At 39.0% G+C, this 18,208-nt stretch carries 20 protein-coding genes; all 20 read left to right on the top strand.

All coding sequences use genetic code 11. The annotated features are described in order from the left end of the window. Positions 1 to 196 (top strand): VRR-NUC domain-containing protein (locus tag B5V89_RS05180; RefSeq protein ID WP_213083796.1); only part of this gene is annotated, 196 nt, incomplete at its 5' end. Then, positions 193 to 1,575 carry a DEAD/DEAH box helicase gene (locus tag B5V89_RS05175; protein WP_108070774.1) on the top strand — a complete coding sequence of 461 codons (1,383 nt, stop codon included), beginning with the start codon at positions 193 to 195 and terminating at the stop codon, positions 1,573 to 1,575. The genes B5V89_RS05180 and B5V89_RS05175, both read left to right, overlap by 4 nt. After that, on the top strand, positions 1,572 to 2,099 hold the full coding sequence (locus B5V89_RS05170) for a hypothetical protein (protein WP_108070772.1): 528 nt from the start codon (positions 1,572 to 1,574) through the stop codon (positions 2,097 to 2,099). The genes B5V89_RS05175 and B5V89_RS05170 overlap by 4 nt, the downstream gene beginning before the upstream one ends. Before the next feature lie 227 nt (positions 2,100 to 2,326). Then, on the top strand, positions 2,327 to 2,653 hold the full coding sequence (locus tag B5V89_RS05165; protein ID WP_108070770.1) for an HNH endonuclease: 327 nt from the start codon (positions 2,327 to 2,329) through the stop codon (positions 2,651 to 2,653). A 2-nt stretch (positions 2,654 to 2,655) separates the two neighbouring features. Then, positions 2,656 to 2,925 (top strand): hypothetical protein, encoded by a 270-nt coding sequence (locus B5V89_RS05160; protein WP_108070768.1) that lies wholly within the window; start codon positions 2,656 to 2,658, stop codon positions 2,923 to 2,925. Positions 2,926 to 3,070: 145 nt separating this feature from the next. Continuing rightward, positions 3,071 to 3,385, top strand: coding sequence for a P27 family phage terminase small subunit (locus tag B5V89_RS05155; protein WP_108070766.1), 315 nt, complete (start codon positions 3,071 to 3,073; stop codon positions 3,383 to 3,385). Beyond that, complete coding sequence (locus tag B5V89_RS05150; RefSeq protein ID WP_108070764.1) at positions 3,375 to 5,048, top strand: terminase TerL endonuclease subunit; 1,674 nt, start codon at positions 3,375 to 3,377, stop codon at positions 5,046 to 5,048. The genes B5V89_RS05155 and B5V89_RS05150 overlap by 11 nt, the downstream gene beginning before the upstream one ends. A gap of 12 nt (positions 5,049 to 5,060) precedes the next feature. Then, positions 5,061 to 6,224 (top strand): phage portal protein, encoded by a 1,164-nt coding sequence (locus B5V89_RS05145; protein WP_108070762.1) that lies wholly within the window; start codon positions 5,061 to 5,063, stop codon positions 6,222 to 6,224. Beyond that, on the top strand, positions 6,224 to 6,958 hold the full coding sequence (locus B5V89_RS05140; protein ID WP_108070760.1) for a head maturation protease, ClpP-related: 735 nt from the start codon (positions 6,224 to 6,226) through the stop codon (positions 6,956 to 6,958). The genes B5V89_RS05145 and B5V89_RS05140 overlap by 1 nt, the downstream gene beginning before the upstream one ends. A 5-nt stretch (positions 6,959 to 6,963) precedes the next feature. Further along, positions 6,964 to 8,109 (top strand): phage major capsid protein, encoded by a 1,146-nt coding sequence (locus B5V89_RS05135; protein WP_108070758.1) that lies wholly within the window; start codon positions 6,964 to 6,966, stop codon positions 8,107 to 8,109. A 28-nt stretch (positions 8,110 to 8,137) separates the two neighbouring features. Continuing rightward, positions 8,138 to 8,359: a hypothetical protein gene (locus tag B5V89_RS05130; RefSeq protein ID WP_108070756.1), complete on the top strand. Its 222-nt coding sequence runs from the start codon at positions 8,138 to 8,140 to the stop codon at positions 8,357 to 8,359. Continuing rightward, entirely contained in the window at positions 8,359 to 8,688 is a 330-nt protein-coding gene (locus B5V89_RS05125; protein WP_108070754.1) for a hypothetical protein, read from the top strand. The genes B5V89_RS05130 and B5V89_RS05125 overlap by 1 nt, the downstream gene beginning before the upstream one ends. Then, on the top strand, positions 8,651 to 9,010 hold the full coding sequence (locus B5V89_RS05120; protein WP_244913442.1) for a phage head closure protein: 360 nt from the start codon (positions 8,651 to 8,653) through the stop codon (positions 9,008 to 9,010). Before B5V89_RS05125 ends, B5V89_RS05120 begins: the two co-directional genes overlap by 38 nt. Continuing rightward, on the top strand, positions 9,003 to 9,404 hold the full coding sequence (locus B5V89_RS05115) for a hypothetical protein (protein ID WP_108070750.1): 402 nt from the start codon (positions 9,003 to 9,005) through the stop codon (positions 9,402 to 9,404). The genes B5V89_RS05120 and B5V89_RS05115 overlap by 8 nt, the downstream gene beginning before the upstream one ends. Then, positions 9,391 to 9,798 carry a hypothetical protein gene (locus tag B5V89_RS05110; protein ID WP_142406511.1) on the top strand — a complete coding sequence of 136 codons (408 nt, stop codon included), beginning with the start codon at positions 9,391 to 9,393 and terminating at the stop codon, positions 9,796 to 9,798. Before B5V89_RS05115 ends, B5V89_RS05110 begins: the two co-directional genes overlap by 14 nt. 5 nt (positions 9,799 to 9,803) lie before the next feature. Then, positions 9,804 to 10,379 (top strand): phage tail protein, encoded by a 576-nt coding sequence (locus B5V89_RS05105; protein ID WP_108070746.1) that lies wholly within the window; start codon positions 9,804 to 9,806, stop codon positions 10,377 to 10,379. Positions 10,380 to 10,394: 15 nt separating this feature from the next. After that, positions 10,395 to 10,742, top strand: a complete 348-nt coding sequence (locus tag B5V89_RS05100) for a hypothetical protein (RefSeq protein ID WP_108070744.1) — start codon at positions 10,395 to 10,397, stop codon at positions 10,740 to 10,742. A 177-nt stretch (positions 10,743 to 10,919) separates the two neighbouring features. Continuing rightward, on the top strand, positions 10,920 to 13,499 hold the full coding sequence (locus tag B5V89_RS05095) for a phage tail tape measure protein (protein ID WP_108070742.1): 2,580 nt from the start codon (positions 10,920 to 10,922) through the stop codon (positions 13,497 to 13,499). Then, positions 13,499 to 14,188 (top strand): distal tail protein Dit, encoded by a 690-nt coding sequence (locus tag B5V89_RS05090; RefSeq protein ID WP_181294608.1) that lies wholly within the window; start codon positions 13,499 to 13,501, stop codon positions 14,186 to 14,188. Before B5V89_RS05095 ends, B5V89_RS05090 begins: the two co-directional genes overlap by 1 nt. Further along, positions 14,189 to 18,208 (top strand): phage tail spike protein (locus B5V89_RS05085; RefSeq protein WP_181294607.1); only part of this gene is annotated, 4,020 nt, incomplete at its 3' end. It abuts the gene before it with no gap.

Genomic DNA, 18,208 nt, shown 5'->3' with positions numbered 1-18,208 from the left:
AGGTGTGCCAGATAGGTTGGTTATTCTTCCAGGAGGCAGAGTGTTTTTTATCGAGTTGAAAGCACCCGGTAAAAAGTCAAGACCATTGCAAGTAGCGCAGCAAAAGAAAATAGCAAGTTTAGGGTGTGAGGTTTTAGAGATTGATAGTTTACAAGGTGTAGATGAATTCATCGCAAAGGTAAGTGAGAGCAAATGAAATTCATCCCGCACAGCTACCAACGTTACTGCATTGATCGGGTTCTTACTACACCGGCACTAGGATTGTTACTTGATATGGGATTAGGTAAAACGGTCATTACCTTAACAGCCATTATGGATTTAAAATATAACCGTTTTGCCGTAAACAAAGTTTTAGTCATTGCACCAAAGAAAGTAGCGGAAAGTACATGGGCAAAAGAAAAAGATAAATGGGATCATACGCAGCTGTTACGAATCTCAACTGTTTTAGGATCCCAAGCAAAACGAGTAAAAGCATTAAACACACCTGCAGATATATACGTGATTAACAGAGAAAATATTCCGTGGCTAGTAGAGTACTACAGAAATTCATGGCCATTCGACATGGTGATCATAGACGAGTTTAGTAGTTTTAAAAATCACCAGGCGAAACGTTTCAAATCTCTCAAATGGGTAAGACCACATATCAAAAGGATTGTAGGATTGACCGGAACACCGGCTCCAAACGGATTATTGGATTTATGGGCGCAGGTGTATCTACTGGATGGCGGGGAACGATTAGGTAAGACGATCACCGGCTTTCGTGAAAGATATTTTGAACCGGATCAAAGAAACCGAGATCGTGTTTTCTCCTATGCACCAAAAGCAGGTGCAGATGAACGGATCCAACAATTAATCGGTGACATATGTGTCAGCATGAAAGCGGAAGATTATTTGGAGTTACCCGATATCACCTATAACACGATTCCTGTTGTTTTAGATGCCAAAGCCAAAAAAGCCTACGATAAGCTAGAAGCAGAAATGCTTTTACAGGTGGACGGGTCGACCATCGATGCAGGATCCGCAGCAGTCCTTACGAACAAATTACTACAGCTTTGCAATGGAGCCGTTTACGATGAGGAACGTCAAATTGTTAATATACACGACTGTAAGATTGAGGCCTTTATGGAGCTACTTGAGGGATTGAACGGAAAGCCTGCATTAGTCTTTTATAATTTCCAACACGATAAAGAGAGAATAAAAAAGGCGTTGGCAAAAACATCTTTACGAGTACGTGAACTGAAAACGCCGCAGGACGAAACAGACTGGAACAATCGAGAGATTGATATTTTACTAGCACATCCTGCATCTGCTGCATACGGATTGAATTTACAACAAGGTGGGAATCACGTTATTTGGTTCGGGTTGAATTGGTCTTTAGAGTTATACCAACAAGCGAACAAACGTCTACATAGACAAGGTCAAACCGAAAAAGTAATTATTCATCATCTGACTGTCGCAGGTGGAGTGGATGAGGACGTTGCAACAGCATTAGAGAATAAGACGAGTACACAGGACCAATTGATGTATGCCTTAAAAGCGAGAATTGAAAAGGTCCAAGAGGGGGTCAAACCATGAAACTGTCAGAAAAGCAAATAGAAATGATTTCTAAAACAGCTGCCAGCACAGCCTTAGAATTTTTAGAAAGAGAGAGGCAAAGACAAGAAAAAGAAAAACACGATCGCAGGTTACGAAACGTCAAGCTTTTACTTCGAAACTATCGATCTTTTGCCAACCATTCTGCGGATGTGAAGCTTGAGATTGATGAGTTGAATAAAAAGCTAGAATTGGATGAATTAGATACAGATGAGTTTGCCATTGAATCTATTAAGCGAAGTAAGAAACGTACTTTAGCAATGGTTAAGTTTATTAATAAAATGATTGAGGTCTACAGGATTATGTGCGAACAATCGGGGGATCCGGAATCCTTAAGAAGATATCAAGTCGTGTATGATCTCTACATTGGAGACCTTAGAAAAACGGCAAAAGAAATAGCCAAAGGGCAAAATGTGCATCAAAGAACTATTTACAAGGACGTCAATAAAGCGTGCGAGACGTTGGTAGTATTGATGTTTGGGGTTGACGGGGTCAAATTTAGGTAGTGCAAAAAGAGGGCACTTCACATGCAAAACAAACGTGGTAGAATGGTAGTATGAAAAAATTGTATAGTGCGGAAACACTATGCAGACTCTCGTTGTATACTTCACTAAGCGTCTATCCAAATGGGTAGGCGTTTTCTGTTTGATAAGGAGGTTTAGACTATGAACAATGCTATTAATGCGATATGTGATGAATGTGAGCAAGCACTTCGTCACATGATTGAAAATCAATGAGCATTACATCTGATAGATTAAGATGGCTTGAAAGTCTTATCAGGCAGGATAAGATGATCCCATTCTACAAATGTAAAGAGTGGAGATCGTTAAGGCTTGAAGCATTGGAACGTGATAACTATGAATGCCAGCAATGTAAGCGCAAAGGAAAGTACACCAGAGGACAGAACGTCCATCACTTGAGAGAGGTAAAGGATCGACCTGACCTTGCCTTGACACTGGAGAACTTGGAGACTGTTTGTATTCCTTGTCACAATGCTATACATGATAAGCGATTGAAGAATGATAAGAGAAAACCATTTGTTAACGAGGAGCGATGGTAAGGATGGTGTTAAAGTGTCCTATCTGTTGCAAGATTGTTGAGATAACAGAAAAAGAATTAGCACATGAAAAGATAAAGGCAGAATGCTATTGCGAAAAATGTGATGCCTATGTAGAAGTGATCTATCCTCCAAAGAATCCAGTTGATAAGGCTAGATATTGTTCAGAATGCGAAGAACTTTATGAGGATAACGGCACACTTCATTGTAGTTTATATGACAATGCGATTATAGAAGATGTAAACGAGAAGCATTGCAAAGACAGTTTTAAATAATATGTGTAATACCCCCCGGTCAAAACTTTTAGCTTTTTTCCGAGGGGACGGGAAACGCGGGGGAGCACTCGGAAAAAATATTTTTTGATTTTTTCGCGTAATAGTGAAAAGGGCAAAAATGGAAATGGGAGGATGAGACCTTATTTTGGCTAAGATTAAACGCGAAACTTTACGAAAACGGATTGAAAAGGATTTAGTATCCCAATTAAAAGAAAAAGGGATTGTTGGAAACCATTATTCTGATTTAGTGCAAGATTATTTATCCATGTGGGATATAAAATGCGCGTTGATCGATGACATTGAAATAAATGGCACGAAGGTATCGGGAATGCATGGGCCAAAGTCGAATCCTTCCATCAACGACTTGAATAAGACAAATGCTCAAATGCTAAAATTACTATCCGAACTTGGCTTAAAGCCTTTGCCAGTAGAAACTGGGGATGATGGCGATGACGTGTAATAACGTCCTTAGCTATCAAACTCACAAGTACATCGAAGAATATTTTCAGCTAATCGAATCGGGCAAAATTCCTGCATGTAAAGAGCAATTTCAGTTAATAGACTACTGTCGAAAAGTCTTATCACGGAATGATATTTATATCGATACGCAAAAAGTCGAGGACAGTGTAAATATCCCGGCTCGTTATTTTCCGTATGAATTGTTCCCGTGGGAAAAGTTTGTTAACGTTTTTGTATTTGGTGTTCGATGGAAAGATGACAGCACGCTAGTTTTTAACCGTTATTTTCTGTATATGGGTCGCGGCGCTGGGAAAAATGGATTTGTTTCATGGGACGGATTTTTCATGATGACGAAGCAGCACGGTATTAACAATTACCACATCGATGTTGTAGCGACAAATGAAAAACAGGCAAAGATATCTTTTGATGATATTTATAACGTCATTGGTGAACATGAAAAGAAACTTAAAAAGGCGTTTTACCGATCTAAAGTGAAGATCAAAAACAACACAACGAATAGCAGTTTTGAATTTAACACGTCTAATGCTAGGACAAAAGACGGTAAACGGACGGGGTGTGTTATTTTTGACGAGGAACACGAATACGAAAACTATGACACGATCAAAGTATTTACTTCCGGCGGTGGTAAGGTAGATGATTATCGTGAATTCCACATAAGCACTGATGGGAATGTTCGAGGCGGTCCTTTAGATGACTTAAAAGAAGAGGCAAGAATGATCTTAAACGGAGAGTTGGATATCGAAAATTCAACTCTCTTTCCTTTTGTCTGCAAATTAGACGATCCGTCCGAGGTTGATGATCCAGAACTTTGGGCGAAAGCTAATCCATCATTGCCATATAATAAAACGCTTAAACGAAAAATGATGACCGAATATCGACAAATGCAACGGAATGCTGCCATACGAATTGAATTCATGACAAAACGCATGAATAGCCCAATTGAAGATACTCGTTTTGAGGTAGCAAGCTACGAAGATAGATTGGCTACCAATCAGCCTATACCTCCACAATTGAAAGGGCAGGAGGCGATTGGCGGGGTGGATTTTGCGGATGTACGAGATTTTTGCTCCGTCGGAGTCTTAGCAAAGTACAAAGGGAAACGCTATTGGCTACAGCACACTTTTATCCATCACATGGCACTTGAATTGCAGGACATAAATAAAGACATTATCCAACTTGCTGTAGATAAAGGGATAGCTGAAATTGTGTACGGTAAATCCATTGAACCTCAACGCGTAGTCAATTGGTTTATTGATAAAGCAAAAGATTTTTACATCAAGAAAATTTGCTTAGATACGTATAGGGCCGCCATTCTTGGACCGAAGTTAGAAGAGGCGGGCTTTGAGGTAATGGTTTGCCGTACGGGTAGCTTTACTCACAGTAAACTATCACCTATCGTGGATGATTGCTTTATCAATCAAACACTTGTATTCGGCAATGATCCATTGATGCGCTGGTATGTCGGTAACGTGTATGTCGATTATCTCGGCAACGGCAATAAAGAGTATAAAAAAATAGATCCGGAAAAGCGAAAGACTGATGGGTTTTTCGCTTTTTTGCATGCGCTTAATGCTGATCATGATTTGGAGGATTATGGGGATGTTGACTTAGGCAGCTTTAGCTTTAAACCCATTATCGTGTAGGGAGGTGAGAAATTGGGGTTTTTTAATTGGATCAAATCGTGGGGCTTAAAAGATAAAGTAACAGAACTAGAGCCTATTGTCATTAGTTTGCTAGCGTCAGAGATTTATAAGCGGATAGCTGTTGACTCTTGTATTAATTTGATCGCTAATGCGCTTGTTCGGTGTGAATTTAAGACGATTGATAAAGGGAAATCGGTCAAGGCTGACAATTATTATTTACTGAATGTCTCCCCTAATAAAAATGAAAATGCGACGGAATTTAAAAAGAAAATGGTTAGCAAGCTTTTCCGGGAAAACGAATGCTTAATTGTCATGGCTAACGATCAATTATTTATTGCTGATAGTTTCACCGTTGAGGAATATGTCATGAAAGACTCGGTTTATTCGGACGTGACTGTTGGCGATTTTCAATTTTCCGGTTCATTTTTCGAATCCGAGGTTATTTATCTAAAGCTGAATGATAAAGACATCATGAAAGTGATCAATGGATTTTATAAAGATTACGGATCTCTTTTAGCTTCGGCAAAAGACATCTATAAGCGGTCGAATGCTAAGCGGTTCGTCTTGAAGGGTGATTTTTTAAGGAGTCAGCGAAACCCGGATCAAGAGAGAATCGATGAAATGATGAATGAACAGTTTAAGCCGTGGCTTGAAGCAGATAATGCAGGAGCCATTTTCAACCTACAAAAAGGCTATGAGTTAGAGGATGCATCGGGCAATGGAAAAAGCGGGACAAACAAACAAGATAGCCGTGATGTCCGTAATCTTGTGGATGATGTACTTGACTTTGTAGCTACTGCATTCCATGTCCCTCGAGGATTGCTCAAAGGTGACGTTGTAGATGTATCAAGTCAAACTAATAACTTTTTGATGTTTTGTATTAATCCGTTAGTAGAGTTGATCAGCGCTGAAATTAACAAAAAGATGTACGGAAAAAGCGATTTTTTAAGAGGTACTTATTTAAAAATCGACACAACCAAAATCAAAGTTACTGATCTAAATGATATGGCTACCGCCCTGGACAAACTTTTTGCTATCGGTGCTTTGTCAATTAACGACATCATCGAAATGACAGGCGGGGAAAGAATCAATGAAGAATGGGCGAATAGGCGTTACGTGACAAAAAATTACATTGACGCCCGACAAAACCAACCTTTGGAAGGAGGTGATAGCTAGTGGAAAATTCACCAATCATGAATTATATCGAACCAAAATTCGAAATGAAAAATGATGAAAAGAAAAATGAAACCGACCTGTACATGTACGGTACGGTGGGCGGAAGTTTTTGGTTCGGCGGTATTACCTCCAGAGAGGTTCGCAGACAATTATCACAAATAAAGACTCCCGTTATTAACGTGCATATCCATTCAAACGGAGGGGACGCTTTCGAAGGAGTGGCGATTTGCAATCTCTTAAAAAATCACAAAGCTACCGTGAATGTTTATATTGACGGAATGGCTGCAAGTGCTGCGTCAGTCATCGCAATGGGGGCGGATAAAGTCATCATGCCTAAAAACACGATGATGATGGTTCATCGCGCATCTAGTTTGGTTTATGGGAATGCTGAAAAGCTAAAAAAGCAGGCTGATACGTTGGCGAAAGTAGATTCAGCCCTTATCGAATCTTATACGAGTCGATTTAAAGGCGAGCAGATGGAACTTGAAAAACTACTAGATGATGAAACCTTTTTAACCGCACAAGAGGCATTATCTTATGGTTTTTGTGATGAGATTGCAGAACCTATTAAACAAGTAAACGAGGAAACAGATGAGGATGACGATTTAGAAGAAGATGATGATCTTGACGAGGATTTTTTCGAGGACAATCTTCAAAATCAGACTGTGAACCGTTTTGCTGCAATGACGAAGGCTTTTAATCTAGTAAACCAAAATTTAAAAGGAAAAGAGTGATATAAATGCCAAAAATTAAAAACTTAGATAAAGATAAAAATGCACAACTAGAAGCACAACAAAAATTATTGGACGCAATGAAATCAGAGGATGAACAAGTCCTTGCTCAAGCAATGGTTGATTTTGCAAATAACATCCAGGACAACATTCTTGAAGAGGCAAAGGCGGTAGCTTCAACTGAATTTAACGACCAACGTGTCTTAGCTGAACGTGGTGGATATGTGTTAACTTCACAAGAAACAGCATTTTACAATGAAGTTATCTCAAATAAAGGATTTGCTGGGGTAGAGGAACTCGTCCCTGCAACGGTTATTAATCGTGTGTTCGAAGAATTGACTCGTGATCATGCTTTATTAAAAGCTATTGATTTTGTCAACACCACAGCGACAACAGAGTGGATCCTAAAAAATGGAGACGTTAACCCGGCTTTTTGGGGCAAGCTAACAGACCCAATCAAAGAAAAGTTAGATAACGGCTTTAAAACGGTCAAAACAAATCTATATAAGTTATCTGCCTTTATCCCAGTAGCAAAATCAATGCTTGATCTTGGTCCAGTTTGGTTGGATAAATACGTACGCACCGTTTTAGCGGAGGCAATGGCGATTGCTTTAGAGGAGGCAGTCGTTAACGGTACAGGTAAAGACCAACCAATTGGAATGCTTAAGAATTTAGACGGCGCTGTGACAAATGGCGTTTACCCTGACAAAAAAGCAACAGCTATTACAGATTTAAAGCCTATTACATTAGGTAAAGAGGTCATGTACCCACTTACTCATGATGGCAAGAGGGCTGTAGCAAACGTGTTGCTTGTTGTTAATCCGGCAGACTACTGGTCTAAAATCTTCCCTGCTACTACGTTCTTAACGCAAAACGGAACGTATGTGTACGGAGTCCTTCCAATTCCAGCAACAATTGTTCAATCCGTATCCGTGCCAGTGGGTAAGATGATTGCTGGAGTGGCAAGGGATTACTTCTTAGGCGTTGGATCCACTCGACAAATTGAAGTAGCGAAGGAATTGCGTATCCTTGAGGATGAGGACGTATATGTTACTAAGCAATATGCAAACGGTCAGCCAAAAGATAATGATGCTTTCCTTGTGTTCGATATTTCGGGGATTGGTAAGGAACCAGAACAAACGCCCGAACCTTAATTAAGAAAAAGTGAAGGGAGTGATCCTCATGAAATGTCCAGTATTACATGATTTTATTGAAAAAGAACACAAGGGATTAACTTATCAAAAAGGAGAAATTTATCCGAAAACAGGATTTGAAGCGGATCCTAAACGCGTTGCTTTTCTCCAGACAAATAAAAATAAATACAAAATGGTTTTTCTTGGCCCAGAAATAAATGAAGAGCCTAAGAAACCTAAAAAGAAACCACCTAAAACGAGTGATAAATAATGATCGATGACCTTTTAATCGAATTAAAGGATAAATTACAAGTCACTTGGGATGATGAAGCAACGAATCGATATTTAGCGGGATTGATTAAAAAAGGTCAATCCTATTTTAATGCGCTTTGCGGGACAAAATTTTCATTCGAAGAAGATTCCCCGGAACGTGAATTACTTTTAGAGCGTTGCCGGTATGGATGGAACAACGCTCTTGATGATTTCGAAAAAAACTTTCATTCGGAGTTAAGCCGATTAATCTTGATAACTGCTATGAATGAATTTAGTTCGGGGGTGGCGGATGATAATGGCACGGGAACGAATTCGGGAAGTGTTTAATGATGGGCTATTAAAATACGGTGCCTATAAAACAATCCGTTCTGACTCAAGAAAAGTGATTGGAAAACAGTTTGAGGAACAAGGCAGACTATTTTATAAAGAACTATCCGTTCGTGACCGTGATTATTTAGATTTTGGCTCTATGGGGTCCACATTGGATATGAAGGTGAAAACACCTATGCCCCCCTCTTTACGAAAAATCGACAAAGATAATTTAATTGTACAAATAGATGGAGATGATTACACGATTATCACGACTGATCGGGATAGTAATTATCTCTATTTTTATTTGCACAAGACGGACGGTGAAGCAAATGAATGAGGGCACGAAAGAAAGATTAAAGAAACTTGATAAAGCTTTAATTGATAGCTTAGAAAACAATTTAGGCGTTAGAGTATTCCAGGATAGTGTAAGTGAGGACGAATTTAAGAATGAACTTAAAGGAGTCTATCACTATATTATTTTTGAAACGGGCGGCATGAGGCGCGCAGAAGAAAAGCAATTCACGTTAATTCAAGATGTCTTAGTCCGTTTTTATGCGGAGAATGTGGATGATGTGGATGGTGCTCAAATCGATATCATATCAACGCTTGAATCAAACGGATACACATTTGTAAATTCAGAGAAAGCAGCTATTCAAAAAGGACAAGAGGACGCTTATGTGGATGAGATTGAGTTTAATTTTACAAGGTCTTTAAAGTATGTGCGCTGCTAAGTGGTCAATGGATTTTCCAGATGTTGATCGTTTGGTTGAAAGCATTTCCAAAATACCTAATCGCTCGGAAACGGTAATTAATAATACGTTACGAGCGAAAGGTGCACCGAAAGCAATGGACAGCATCCAACCTATTATCCCTCTTTCAAGGAAGAAGAAAAAACATGCAAGGGATAGCAAAGCGTTGGCTGTAAAACATGGAAACTTAGAGTTTACCATCCGTCCTAAGCGAGCCTTTGAATATATTAAATACCCTGATTTAGGGATTGGGACATCAAAGAGAAATCGTCCTAAAAAGTTTATGGAAAAAGGATTAGATAAGGCAGCATCAAGAATTGTGGACGATTTAGCAGATGCGGTTATTAAAGAAATTGATAATACGTTAGGAGAGTGAAAGTATTGCCAACAACAATTGAAGAATTCGACGCCATAAGGATTACGAATTTTAATATTAAATTTAAAGGTGAACAGACTGCGCAGTCTTTTGGTTGTGTCGGGCAACTTGAAGGCGAAACGGAAATGATCACCATTGTAAAAAAATGCGAGGGTGTTGAGACAAAGAGCAAATCAAAACCTCAAAAAATGACATTAACATTAAACTCTCATGTAAAAGTAGCACCTTTGCGAAGTATTTTTGGACTTTCTAACGAGGGATTAAAGCCAGGTGTATATTCTTATGGTTCCAATAGTAAGAGTAAGGATTTTGTCCTTACCGCAGACGTCATCGATGAGTTTGAAGATTTAACCAAGCTTATTGCGTTTCCTAACTGTACTTCTTCCACAGGATTGACATTATCCATTGAAAACGGTGCGGATGAAGTGGCGGAACTAGAGTTAGAATTCACTGCCATGGTTGACGACAACAAGAATTGCTACTATGAAGCACTTCTCGATGAATTAGCAGATACGACTGTTGCAGAGACTTGGAGGACTAATTTTACGCCTGATTTAGTCAAGGAAGTACCTGCACCTTAAGGAGGGCTATAGTCAATGGAAATTACATTTAACGATGGAACGGTCAAGGAAGTGGATGTTAATGTCACAGCCTTGACCCTTTTTAAATTGCAAAAGGAAAAAGTGATAGACGGAGATTTTTTGAAAGGCTTTATGAAACAAGAAACGGATCTCGATCCCATATCTGTTTTGCAAGGCGTCTATGCTGCATACCGTCAAGCCAATCCAAAAGATCATCTTAAATTCGAAGAGTTTCTCGAAAACTATGAAATGGACATTGAAACGGACATGTCTATTTATTTTTCCGTCATTTCCAAACAAGCAAAAAAGCAATTTCAAAAAAACTTTGCCAATAAAACAGGTATTTCTCAGGGAAAAAAGTAAAACTGCCAAAAATCGAAATTGAGAACGTAGAGGACTTATACACCCTCTACGTTTTTATTTTTGAAATTAATCCGAATGATTTTTGGCATTTACCTCTCTCGTCTGTCCAACTGATCGCTGAAAACAAAACAGCTTATGAGTCCTGGAAGAATTACGAGGATGAAAGGAGGGCGAAAAATGGCAAAAAATAATCATGAAACAAAGGTCACCTTTAAAGTTTTTAACGAAGAATTTAATAAGGCCATGTCTGAAATGGATAATTCTTCTCGTAAAATGCGGAAGGAGTTAAAGCTTGAGCAAGAAGAGCTTAAATTAACCGGTACTGAATCGCAGAAACTTGAATCCAAAATAAAAGGATTGCAACAGCAATACGATATTGCCAGGCAAAAGACACAAGCTACTGCGGAACAATTGGCTAAGGCAAAAAAGTACTTTGGCGAGAACTCAAACGAAGCCAATAAGCTTGAGAATAAGCTACTAGATTTAAAGATTAGCCAAGAAAAATTAGGAAACTCCCTCCAACAAGCCAAGACAGAATTAAGTAAACAAGGCCAACAATTTCAGGATGTAGCTAAGGATGCAGATAAAGCAAAGAAATCTGTTGGTGAACTTGGTGATGAATTTGAAAATGTTGCAGGTGCTCTTGTTGCAGGTGGAGGAATTGCAGGAGCGATAGACCAGGCATTAGATGTATCTGATTTGAAAACCAAAATTGATATTTCTTTTGAAGTTCCGGAAGAGTCGAAAAAAACCATCAAAGATGCTGTTCGAGGGATTCAAGCTTATGGGTTAGATGCAGAAGCCGCATTAGAAGGTGTTCGCAGACAATGGGCATTAAATAAAAACGCTAGTGACTCGGCAAACAAAGAAATTGTTAAAGGTGCAGCGGTTATTTCTAAGGCATACGATGGCATTGATTTTATCGAACTAATTCAAGAAAATAACGAGGTCGCTGCAGCATTGAAAATTAGCAATAAAGAAGCACTCGGATTAATAAATAGCTTATTAAAAGCGGGGTTCCCTCCCGAACAATTAGACACCATTTCTGAATACGGGCAACAAATGAAAGATATTGGCTTCACATCTGCAGAAATCCAAGCTATTTTTGAAGCGGGTATAAATACCAAAACTTGGAATATCGATAACTTGAATGACGGTGTTAAAGAAGCCCGAATTCAAATGGCTACATTTGGGTTAGAAGTTCCAAAAGCTTTAAAACCTCTTATTACTGACACAGGAATATCTGTAGGTAAGTTTCAAAAATGGGGAGAAGCAGTAGCGGGAGGCGGTGAAAAAGGCTCAAAAGCAATGAGCGAAGTTGCCTCTTGGTTGGATGGGATCAAAGACAAAACCGTCAAAAATGAAATTGCAACAAAAGTTTTTGGTACTAAGTGGGAAGACCAAGGGCAAAATATGATTGCTGTTTTTAAAGGTCTTGGCGATGTATCGGACAAAACAAAACAAAATGTTCAGGGTCTTACAGATGCCACAACCAAAATGGATGCAAACCCAGCTGTACAAATGAAACAAGCAATGGCTGATCTAAAAACAGCTTTAGAACCTACGCTTACTATTATAGCGGGCGTTGTCTCAAATATTGCACAATGGGCATCGAAGAATCCTACTTTAACTGCTGCCATTATTGCGATTGTATCTGCAGTTGGAATACTATCTGGGGCAATATTAGCTTTAACCCCAATAATAACCCCATTGATTACAGGTTTTACTAAACTATGGGAAATGCTTTCAAAACTTGGACCAATAATTAAAATAGTTCGAGGGGCTATGATGGCTTTAACAGGCCCCATAGGAATCATATCCGCCATCGTTGTTGCGCTAGCCATTTTAATCATTAAAAATTGGGATTCGATTAAAAAAGCCACATCTAAGGTATGGAACGGAATCAAATCAACCATTTCCACGGTAGTTAATGCAATTAAAAATATTGTTTCAAAAGTCTGGAATAGCATAAAATCTACTACTTCTACAGTCTGGAACGGAATAAAAACAGTCATTTCAACGGTTTGGGGAGGTATAAAATCAGTTACATCTAACTCTATTAATTCCGTGAAATCGCTTGTTTCAACGGTGTGGAATTCTATCAAATCTACCACTTCAACGGTGTGGAATGGTATAAAAGGTGTCATTAATACGGTCTGGGGTGGAATCAAAACAGCCGTATCGACTCCAATTAATTGGGTCAAATCCAAAGTTTCGGGAGTTTGGAGCAGTATCAAAACTAACACTTCTTCCGTGTGGAACGGCATTAAGTCGGCGATGATTTCGCCAATAGAAAACGCACGGGATAAGATAAAAGGAATTGTCGATAGGATCAAAAGTTTCTTCTCCGGTCTAAAATTAAGTTTGCCAAAAATTAAGCTCCCTCATCTAAGTATCACAGGAGGATTTAGCATTATGCCGCCGAGGGTTCCGAAGTTTTCTATCGAATGGTATCGGAAAGGTGGTATTTTCGATGAAGCCAGTGTGATCGGGATCGGTGAAGCTGGAAAAGAGGCAGCACTTCCATTGGTGGGAAAGGAAATGAATCCATTTGCTGATGCGGTAGCCAATCGTATGCTTTCAACGCTACCACAAATGGCAGAAAGTAAAATGGCAAGCGAAGTAACCAACCATAATAGTGTTACCATCTACGCAAACGTTAGAAATGACCGTGATATCGACAAACTAGCTGAAAAAATAGATGGATCACTAAACACATTAGGAAATAGAAGAAATGCCGCATGGGGTGGTGCTTAATGGTTATATTAGATACCACTAAAATTAAAGATATAAATTTGAGTTTATCTGAACGTCCTGCCATTCCCACTCCCGAGCGGGACACTGAACATATAGATATTCAAGGTAGGCATGGATCCTTAACGAAAAAGTATGGATTCAAAGATATACCCTATTCCTTAACTTTTGATTTTTTAGAAGATACTCCTTTTAAACAAGCATTTAGGAAAGCAAAAATAGTATTCTTTAAAGCTAAAAAGCTATCTTTTGAAGATGATCCGGATATTTTTTATATGATCAAATCCGTAGAAATAGAAGATGCTTTAAATGATGTGCTGGAATATGGCCAATTTACCGTTAATTTTACTTTGGCGCCGTTTGCTTATGAAGTAACTAAACTTATTACAATTACTTCCCAAACGACTCTAACGAATGCAGGCTATGAGAGTGAGCCGTATATCAAGGCGTATGCTGCGGGTACAGGAAAAATCTATATCGGCAACCAAGTTGTCACCGTTAAAGACATCAATGGTTTTATAGAGATCGACAGCACTATGATGAATGCTTATCGAAAAGAAAATGGGTTAATCACCAATCTCAATAATCATATGATTGGTGATTTTCCTGTTTTAGTAGAAGGTAGGAATGTAATTAAATTTGATGGAAACATTACGAAACTTGAGATTGACCCAAGATGGAGGTGGATTTAAGTGTTTCCTATTCTATATGCAAAAGACGAGACATCTTTTATCCATAACGGATTGGGTGTCTTGAGTGGCGCAGTTTCCTCCGTAGGTGAGGAAGAATTAAACGGCCTGTTTGAATTGAAAATTGAATATGATTCAGACGGCTTTTTAGCTGATGTTATTGAAAATGACATGATCGTTAAGGCGAAAGTAAATGACAAGCAGGATCCACAGCTTTTCCGTATTTATGCTATTAATAAAAGCCTTGAAAACGATAATCTTATCATTAACGCCCAGCACATCACTTATGATGCTGCTGGAAATTTTGTCGAATCATTAGAGTTAGATGATGTAACAACGGCACAGGCGATGGCTGCCATCCAAGCAAATTTGGCGTACCCAAGTAAAATTACTTTTTCGAGTTCCAACACGACTACCCGATCGAGCACCAAACTTTATCGCACGAACCCACTACAAATGGTAGCTGGCATAGACGGCTCTATTTTGGACCACTGGGGCGGTGAAATTGAACGCGATAACTTTCGCATTGTCATGCATAAAAGACGTGGTTCAGATGACGGCGTATTAATCGCTTATAAAAAGAATCTAACAGGACTTGAAGCTAAATTTGATACATCTAAAGTAATCACTCGAATTTTTCCGTATAAAATCATTAGAGATGAAGAGACGGAAGAAGAACAGGTTATAACGATACCAGGTAAATATATTGACAGCCCTAATATCAATAAATATCCGTTTATTCGTATCCTCCCCGTTGATTATAGCGAGGATGAGAGTGTAACAGACCAAGAAAGCTTGCAGGCTAAAGCTTCAACCTATTTTAATTCAGGTTCAAAAGACCTTCCTACTGTCTCTATGGAAGTAGAATTTGAGCCGTTATGGGATACAGAAGAATATAAAGATGTAGCTGCACTTGAACGTGTGGGAATGGGTGATACGGTCACTGTACATCACAGTAAGATGGGTGTGGATGTAAAAGCCCATGTGGTCAAGATTGAATACGATACGATTGCGGAAAAGAATCGCAAAGTAACGATTGGCGATGTTCAAGCACGCTTTACCGATTATTTTAATCGTACGAAAGATGACGTTGAAAATAAGGTAAAGCAAGCACACCAAACCGCACAAGAGGCGGTACAAGCTGCCAACGGGAAAAATACAAACTTCTACGGTCCTAATCAACCTTCTAATCCTAAAAAAGACGATCTGTGGTTTAAGGTTGTGGATGGAGAGTATACACGTACGTATCGTTTTGATGGGATCCAGTGGCAGCTAGTTGTAGATATGGAAGTAAATTCTACAAAGGAAGAAGCGCAGAAAGCTAGGGATGACGCACAAAGCGCGGTTGACCGTGCTAATAAAGCAACCCAAGATGCACAGGATGCTATCGCAGAAGCTCAAAAAGGATTTGATGCAGCAAATAAAGCAAATGATATTGCTAGTGTTGCTAAACAAATGAGTGAGACTGCATCCAGTGTTGCCAGCGATGCATATAAACAAGCAGGTACAGCAATCACTAATGCACAAAGCGCGTTGGATAGTGCGGAGAAATCACTTAGCGATATAAGTAAATTAGATCAAAGCGTCCAAACACAGATTAGCAATATAAATGGTCAGCTTTCGTCCAAAGTTAGTCAGTCAACCTTTAATGTTCTGCAAGGTACTGTTAATACGCATACTACACAGATTCAACAAACTTTAACTGATATTTCTAGCAAGGCAGATAAGACTCTTGTTGATACCATTAAGAAAACGGTAGATAGTCACTCCACACTGATTAGCCAAAACGCTACTGATATAAAAGCTAGAGCAACACAATCATCCGTAGATACGCTCACAGGTCGTGTCACTACTGCCGAAGCAAATATCAGCATTAATGCCAAAGCAATCACACAAAACATGTTGGAAGTTACTAATAATTACGCTACTAAATCATCGTTATCCCAGACTGCTAATAGTTTGACGAGTACGATATCACAAGTACAGACTAATTTGGATAATTTGCAGATCGGTGGAAGGAATTTGTTAAAAAACACCGATTTTAGTAAACAAGAGAATATAAATAAGTTAGGTGCGCTGTCTCCAGTTTCAAGTCTCACTATTAGTAAATTAGAAGGATTTGATGGTGATTTTGTGTTCGCTAGAGTTCCAACTGCTGAAGTTGGAGATAGACCAAGGGTGACATTGAGAGGAAGTAAATTTTCAATTATCGAAGGTGAAACCTATACGCTTTCTTGGGTTGGTATCACAAGTTCATTTGTAAATAGTGACTTTAATTATACTTTGATACTTCGCGGTGGAGTTGGATTTAGAGTAGATCAATACCTGACTAAAAAGAAAATTGGTACGGCAACATACGGATCATATACCTATGACGTATACCAGTACCAAACGACATTTGTCGCACAGTGGAGCGATCCAGAAGCTTATCCGATGATAGGAACAACAGTTACAAATGCACGATCAACTTGGTTTCGCTTTGGTTCAGTCAAATTAGAGAGAGGTTCTAAAAGAACAGATTGGACACCAGCTCCCGAAGATATGGCAACTTTAGTGCAATTCAGTTCATTAGAACAAACATTAAACGGTTTTACTACTAGGGTAGGAAATGCCGAAGGAAGTATTTCTTCCCTTCAACAAACTGCAAATAGTTTATCATCAAAAATTACTGGCGCAGAGAAAAACATTTCGACACTTACACAGACGGCGAATGGCTTACAAACCCAAGTTAGTGATAACAAAAAAAATATATCTACCGTTACGCAATTAGCCAATGCATTGCAATCAAGGATGTCAGACGCGGAAGGAAGTATAAGTACATTAACGCAAACGACTAGTAGTCTTTCCAGTACGATTAATAATACCAAGGATAATTTACAATCCCAAATATCCCAACTGGATAAAAATATTAATCTACGTGTCACAAAGAAGGACCTTATCAACCAAATTAATATAGATACCACAGGAATTTTAATACAAGGTAAAAAGTTAATCTTGGATGGCGATACCACTGTTACCGGTACCTTTAAAGTAGATAATGCAAACATTAAATCCATTGATGCAGGGAAAATTAATGCAGGGACATTGGAAGCTTTTGATATTGTAGGGTCTACAATTAGGGGATCAACATTTACCGCAGAAGACAAATTTACTAATAATACGATCTCCATCTCAACTGGTTCCATCGATAGTCAAGGCGAATCACAGAAGGATAAAACTAAAAAATACTTTGCGAGACTGAACGGAGGAGTTTTTAGTTCGGAAATTAAAACATCAAATACCCAAGTAGATGGATACAATAAGGTCACTATCCAACCTGACCTTATTTTATTTGAAGCGGGCGACTCTTACGGAAGTGGAAGCCCTTATAAAAAGTCCAACTTTAGTATATCTTCGGGTAAAGCAGCGGGTCAAACTAAACTAGATATGTATATTCAGGCGTTTGGAGTGGACAGTCCTAATTTAAGATTATTAGCTTCCGACGATATTATACTTTCATCTGGTCCGCCTAGCGTAATAGATTTAAATGGGTTGTTGGTACGTCGTGGTTATGATGAACTGTTAACATTGTATGACAGAAAAACGTATAAAGACGGAAGTTACACAGATCCAGTGGCGAAAGTTCGCGCAGATATCGTAGGTGATCTAATGGCGCCAACAGATGGCGGCGATGCCTATGCACGGACTAATTTTGAATTCCGTGTAACTGATAAAGCATCACAGGGGAAAGAAACACAGAATTACAGAGATATAAGAGCAAGAGATTTGTATCTAACAAATGGAATCGAGATGGGAAGTAAAGGTGTCATATCCACAAGGAGTGGATACATTGTTGTCAGAACCCAATTAGATGAATTTGTATATCTTCAAGGTAAAGAGGTAAGAGCGACCGCACCATCAACAACAACAAGTTCATATATACCTGTCAGAGCATCTTCTTTTCCGACAGGGTCGTTAGAAGAGTTCAAACAGGATATAAAGCTGTGGACGGAATCAGCATTAGCAATCATTAACGCAGCTGAT

Origin of the sequence: Heyndrickxia sporothermodurans (assembly GCF_003055045.1) — a bacterium.
In the GTDB taxonomy this organism is placed as follows: Bacteria; Bacillota; Bacilli; order Bacillales; family Bacillaceae_C; genus Heyndrickxia; species Heyndrickxia sporothermodurans.
The sequence above is the reverse complement of the archived record's forward strand: the minus strand, read 5'-3'. Positions and strand labels throughout refer to the sequence as shown.

Excerpts from the sequence above, each read along its gene's own strand:
- B5V89_RS05165 (WP_108070770.1), top strand. The coding sequence starts at position 2,327 with ATGAGCATTACATCTGATAGATTAAGATGGCTTGAAAGTCTTATCAGG.
- B5V89_RS05160 (WP_108070768.1), top strand. The coding sequence starts at position 2,656 with ATGGTGTTAAAGTGTCCTATCTGTTGCAAGATTGTTGAGATAACAGAA.
- B5V89_RS05090 (WP_181294608.1), top strand. The coding sequence starts at position 13,499 with ATGGTTATATTAGATACCACTAAAATTAAAGATATAAATTTGAGTTTA.
- B5V89_RS05170 (WP_108070772.1), top strand. The coding sequence starts at position 1,572 with ATGAAACTGTCAGAAAAGCAAATAGAAATGATTTCTAAAACAGCTGCC.
- B5V89_RS05175 (WP_108070774.1), top strand. The coding sequence starts at position 193 with ATGAAATTCATCCCGCACAGCTACCAACGTTACTGCATTGATCGGGTT.
- B5V89_RS05095 (WP_108070742.1), top strand. The coding sequence starts at position 10,920 with ATGGCAAAAAATAATCATGAAACAAAGGTCACCTTTAAAGTTTTTAAC.
- B5V89_RS05130 (WP_108070756.1), top strand. The coding sequence starts at position 8,138 with ATGAAATGTCCAGTATTACATGATTTTATTGAAAAAGAACACAAGGGA.
- B5V89_RS05110 (WP_142406511.1), top strand. The coding sequence starts at position 9,391 with ATGTGCGCTGCTAAGTGGTCAATGGATTTTCCAGATGTTGATCGTTTG.
- B5V89_RS05135 (WP_108070758.1), top strand. The coding sequence starts at position 6,964 with ATGCCAAAAATTAAAAACTTAGATAAAGATAAAAATGCACAACTAGAA.
- B5V89_RS05120 (WP_244913442.1), top strand. The coding sequence starts at position 8,651 with ATGATAATGGCACGGGAACGAATTCGGGAAGTGTTTAATGATGGGCTA.
- B5V89_RS05125 (WP_108070754.1), top strand. The coding sequence starts at position 8,359 with ATGATCGATGACCTTTTAATCGAATTAAAGGATAAATTACAAGTCACT.
- B5V89_RS05115 (WP_108070750.1), top strand. The coding sequence starts at position 9,003 with ATGAATGAGGGCACGAAAGAAAGATTAAAGAAACTTGATAAAGCTTTA.
- B5V89_RS05150 (WP_108070764.1), top strand. The coding sequence starts at position 3,375 with ATGACGTGTAATAACGTCCTTAGCTATCAAACTCACAAGTACATCGAA.
- B5V89_RS05100 (WP_108070744.1), top strand. The coding sequence starts at position 10,395 with ATGGAAATTACATTTAACGATGGAACGGTCAAGGAAGTGGATGTTAAT.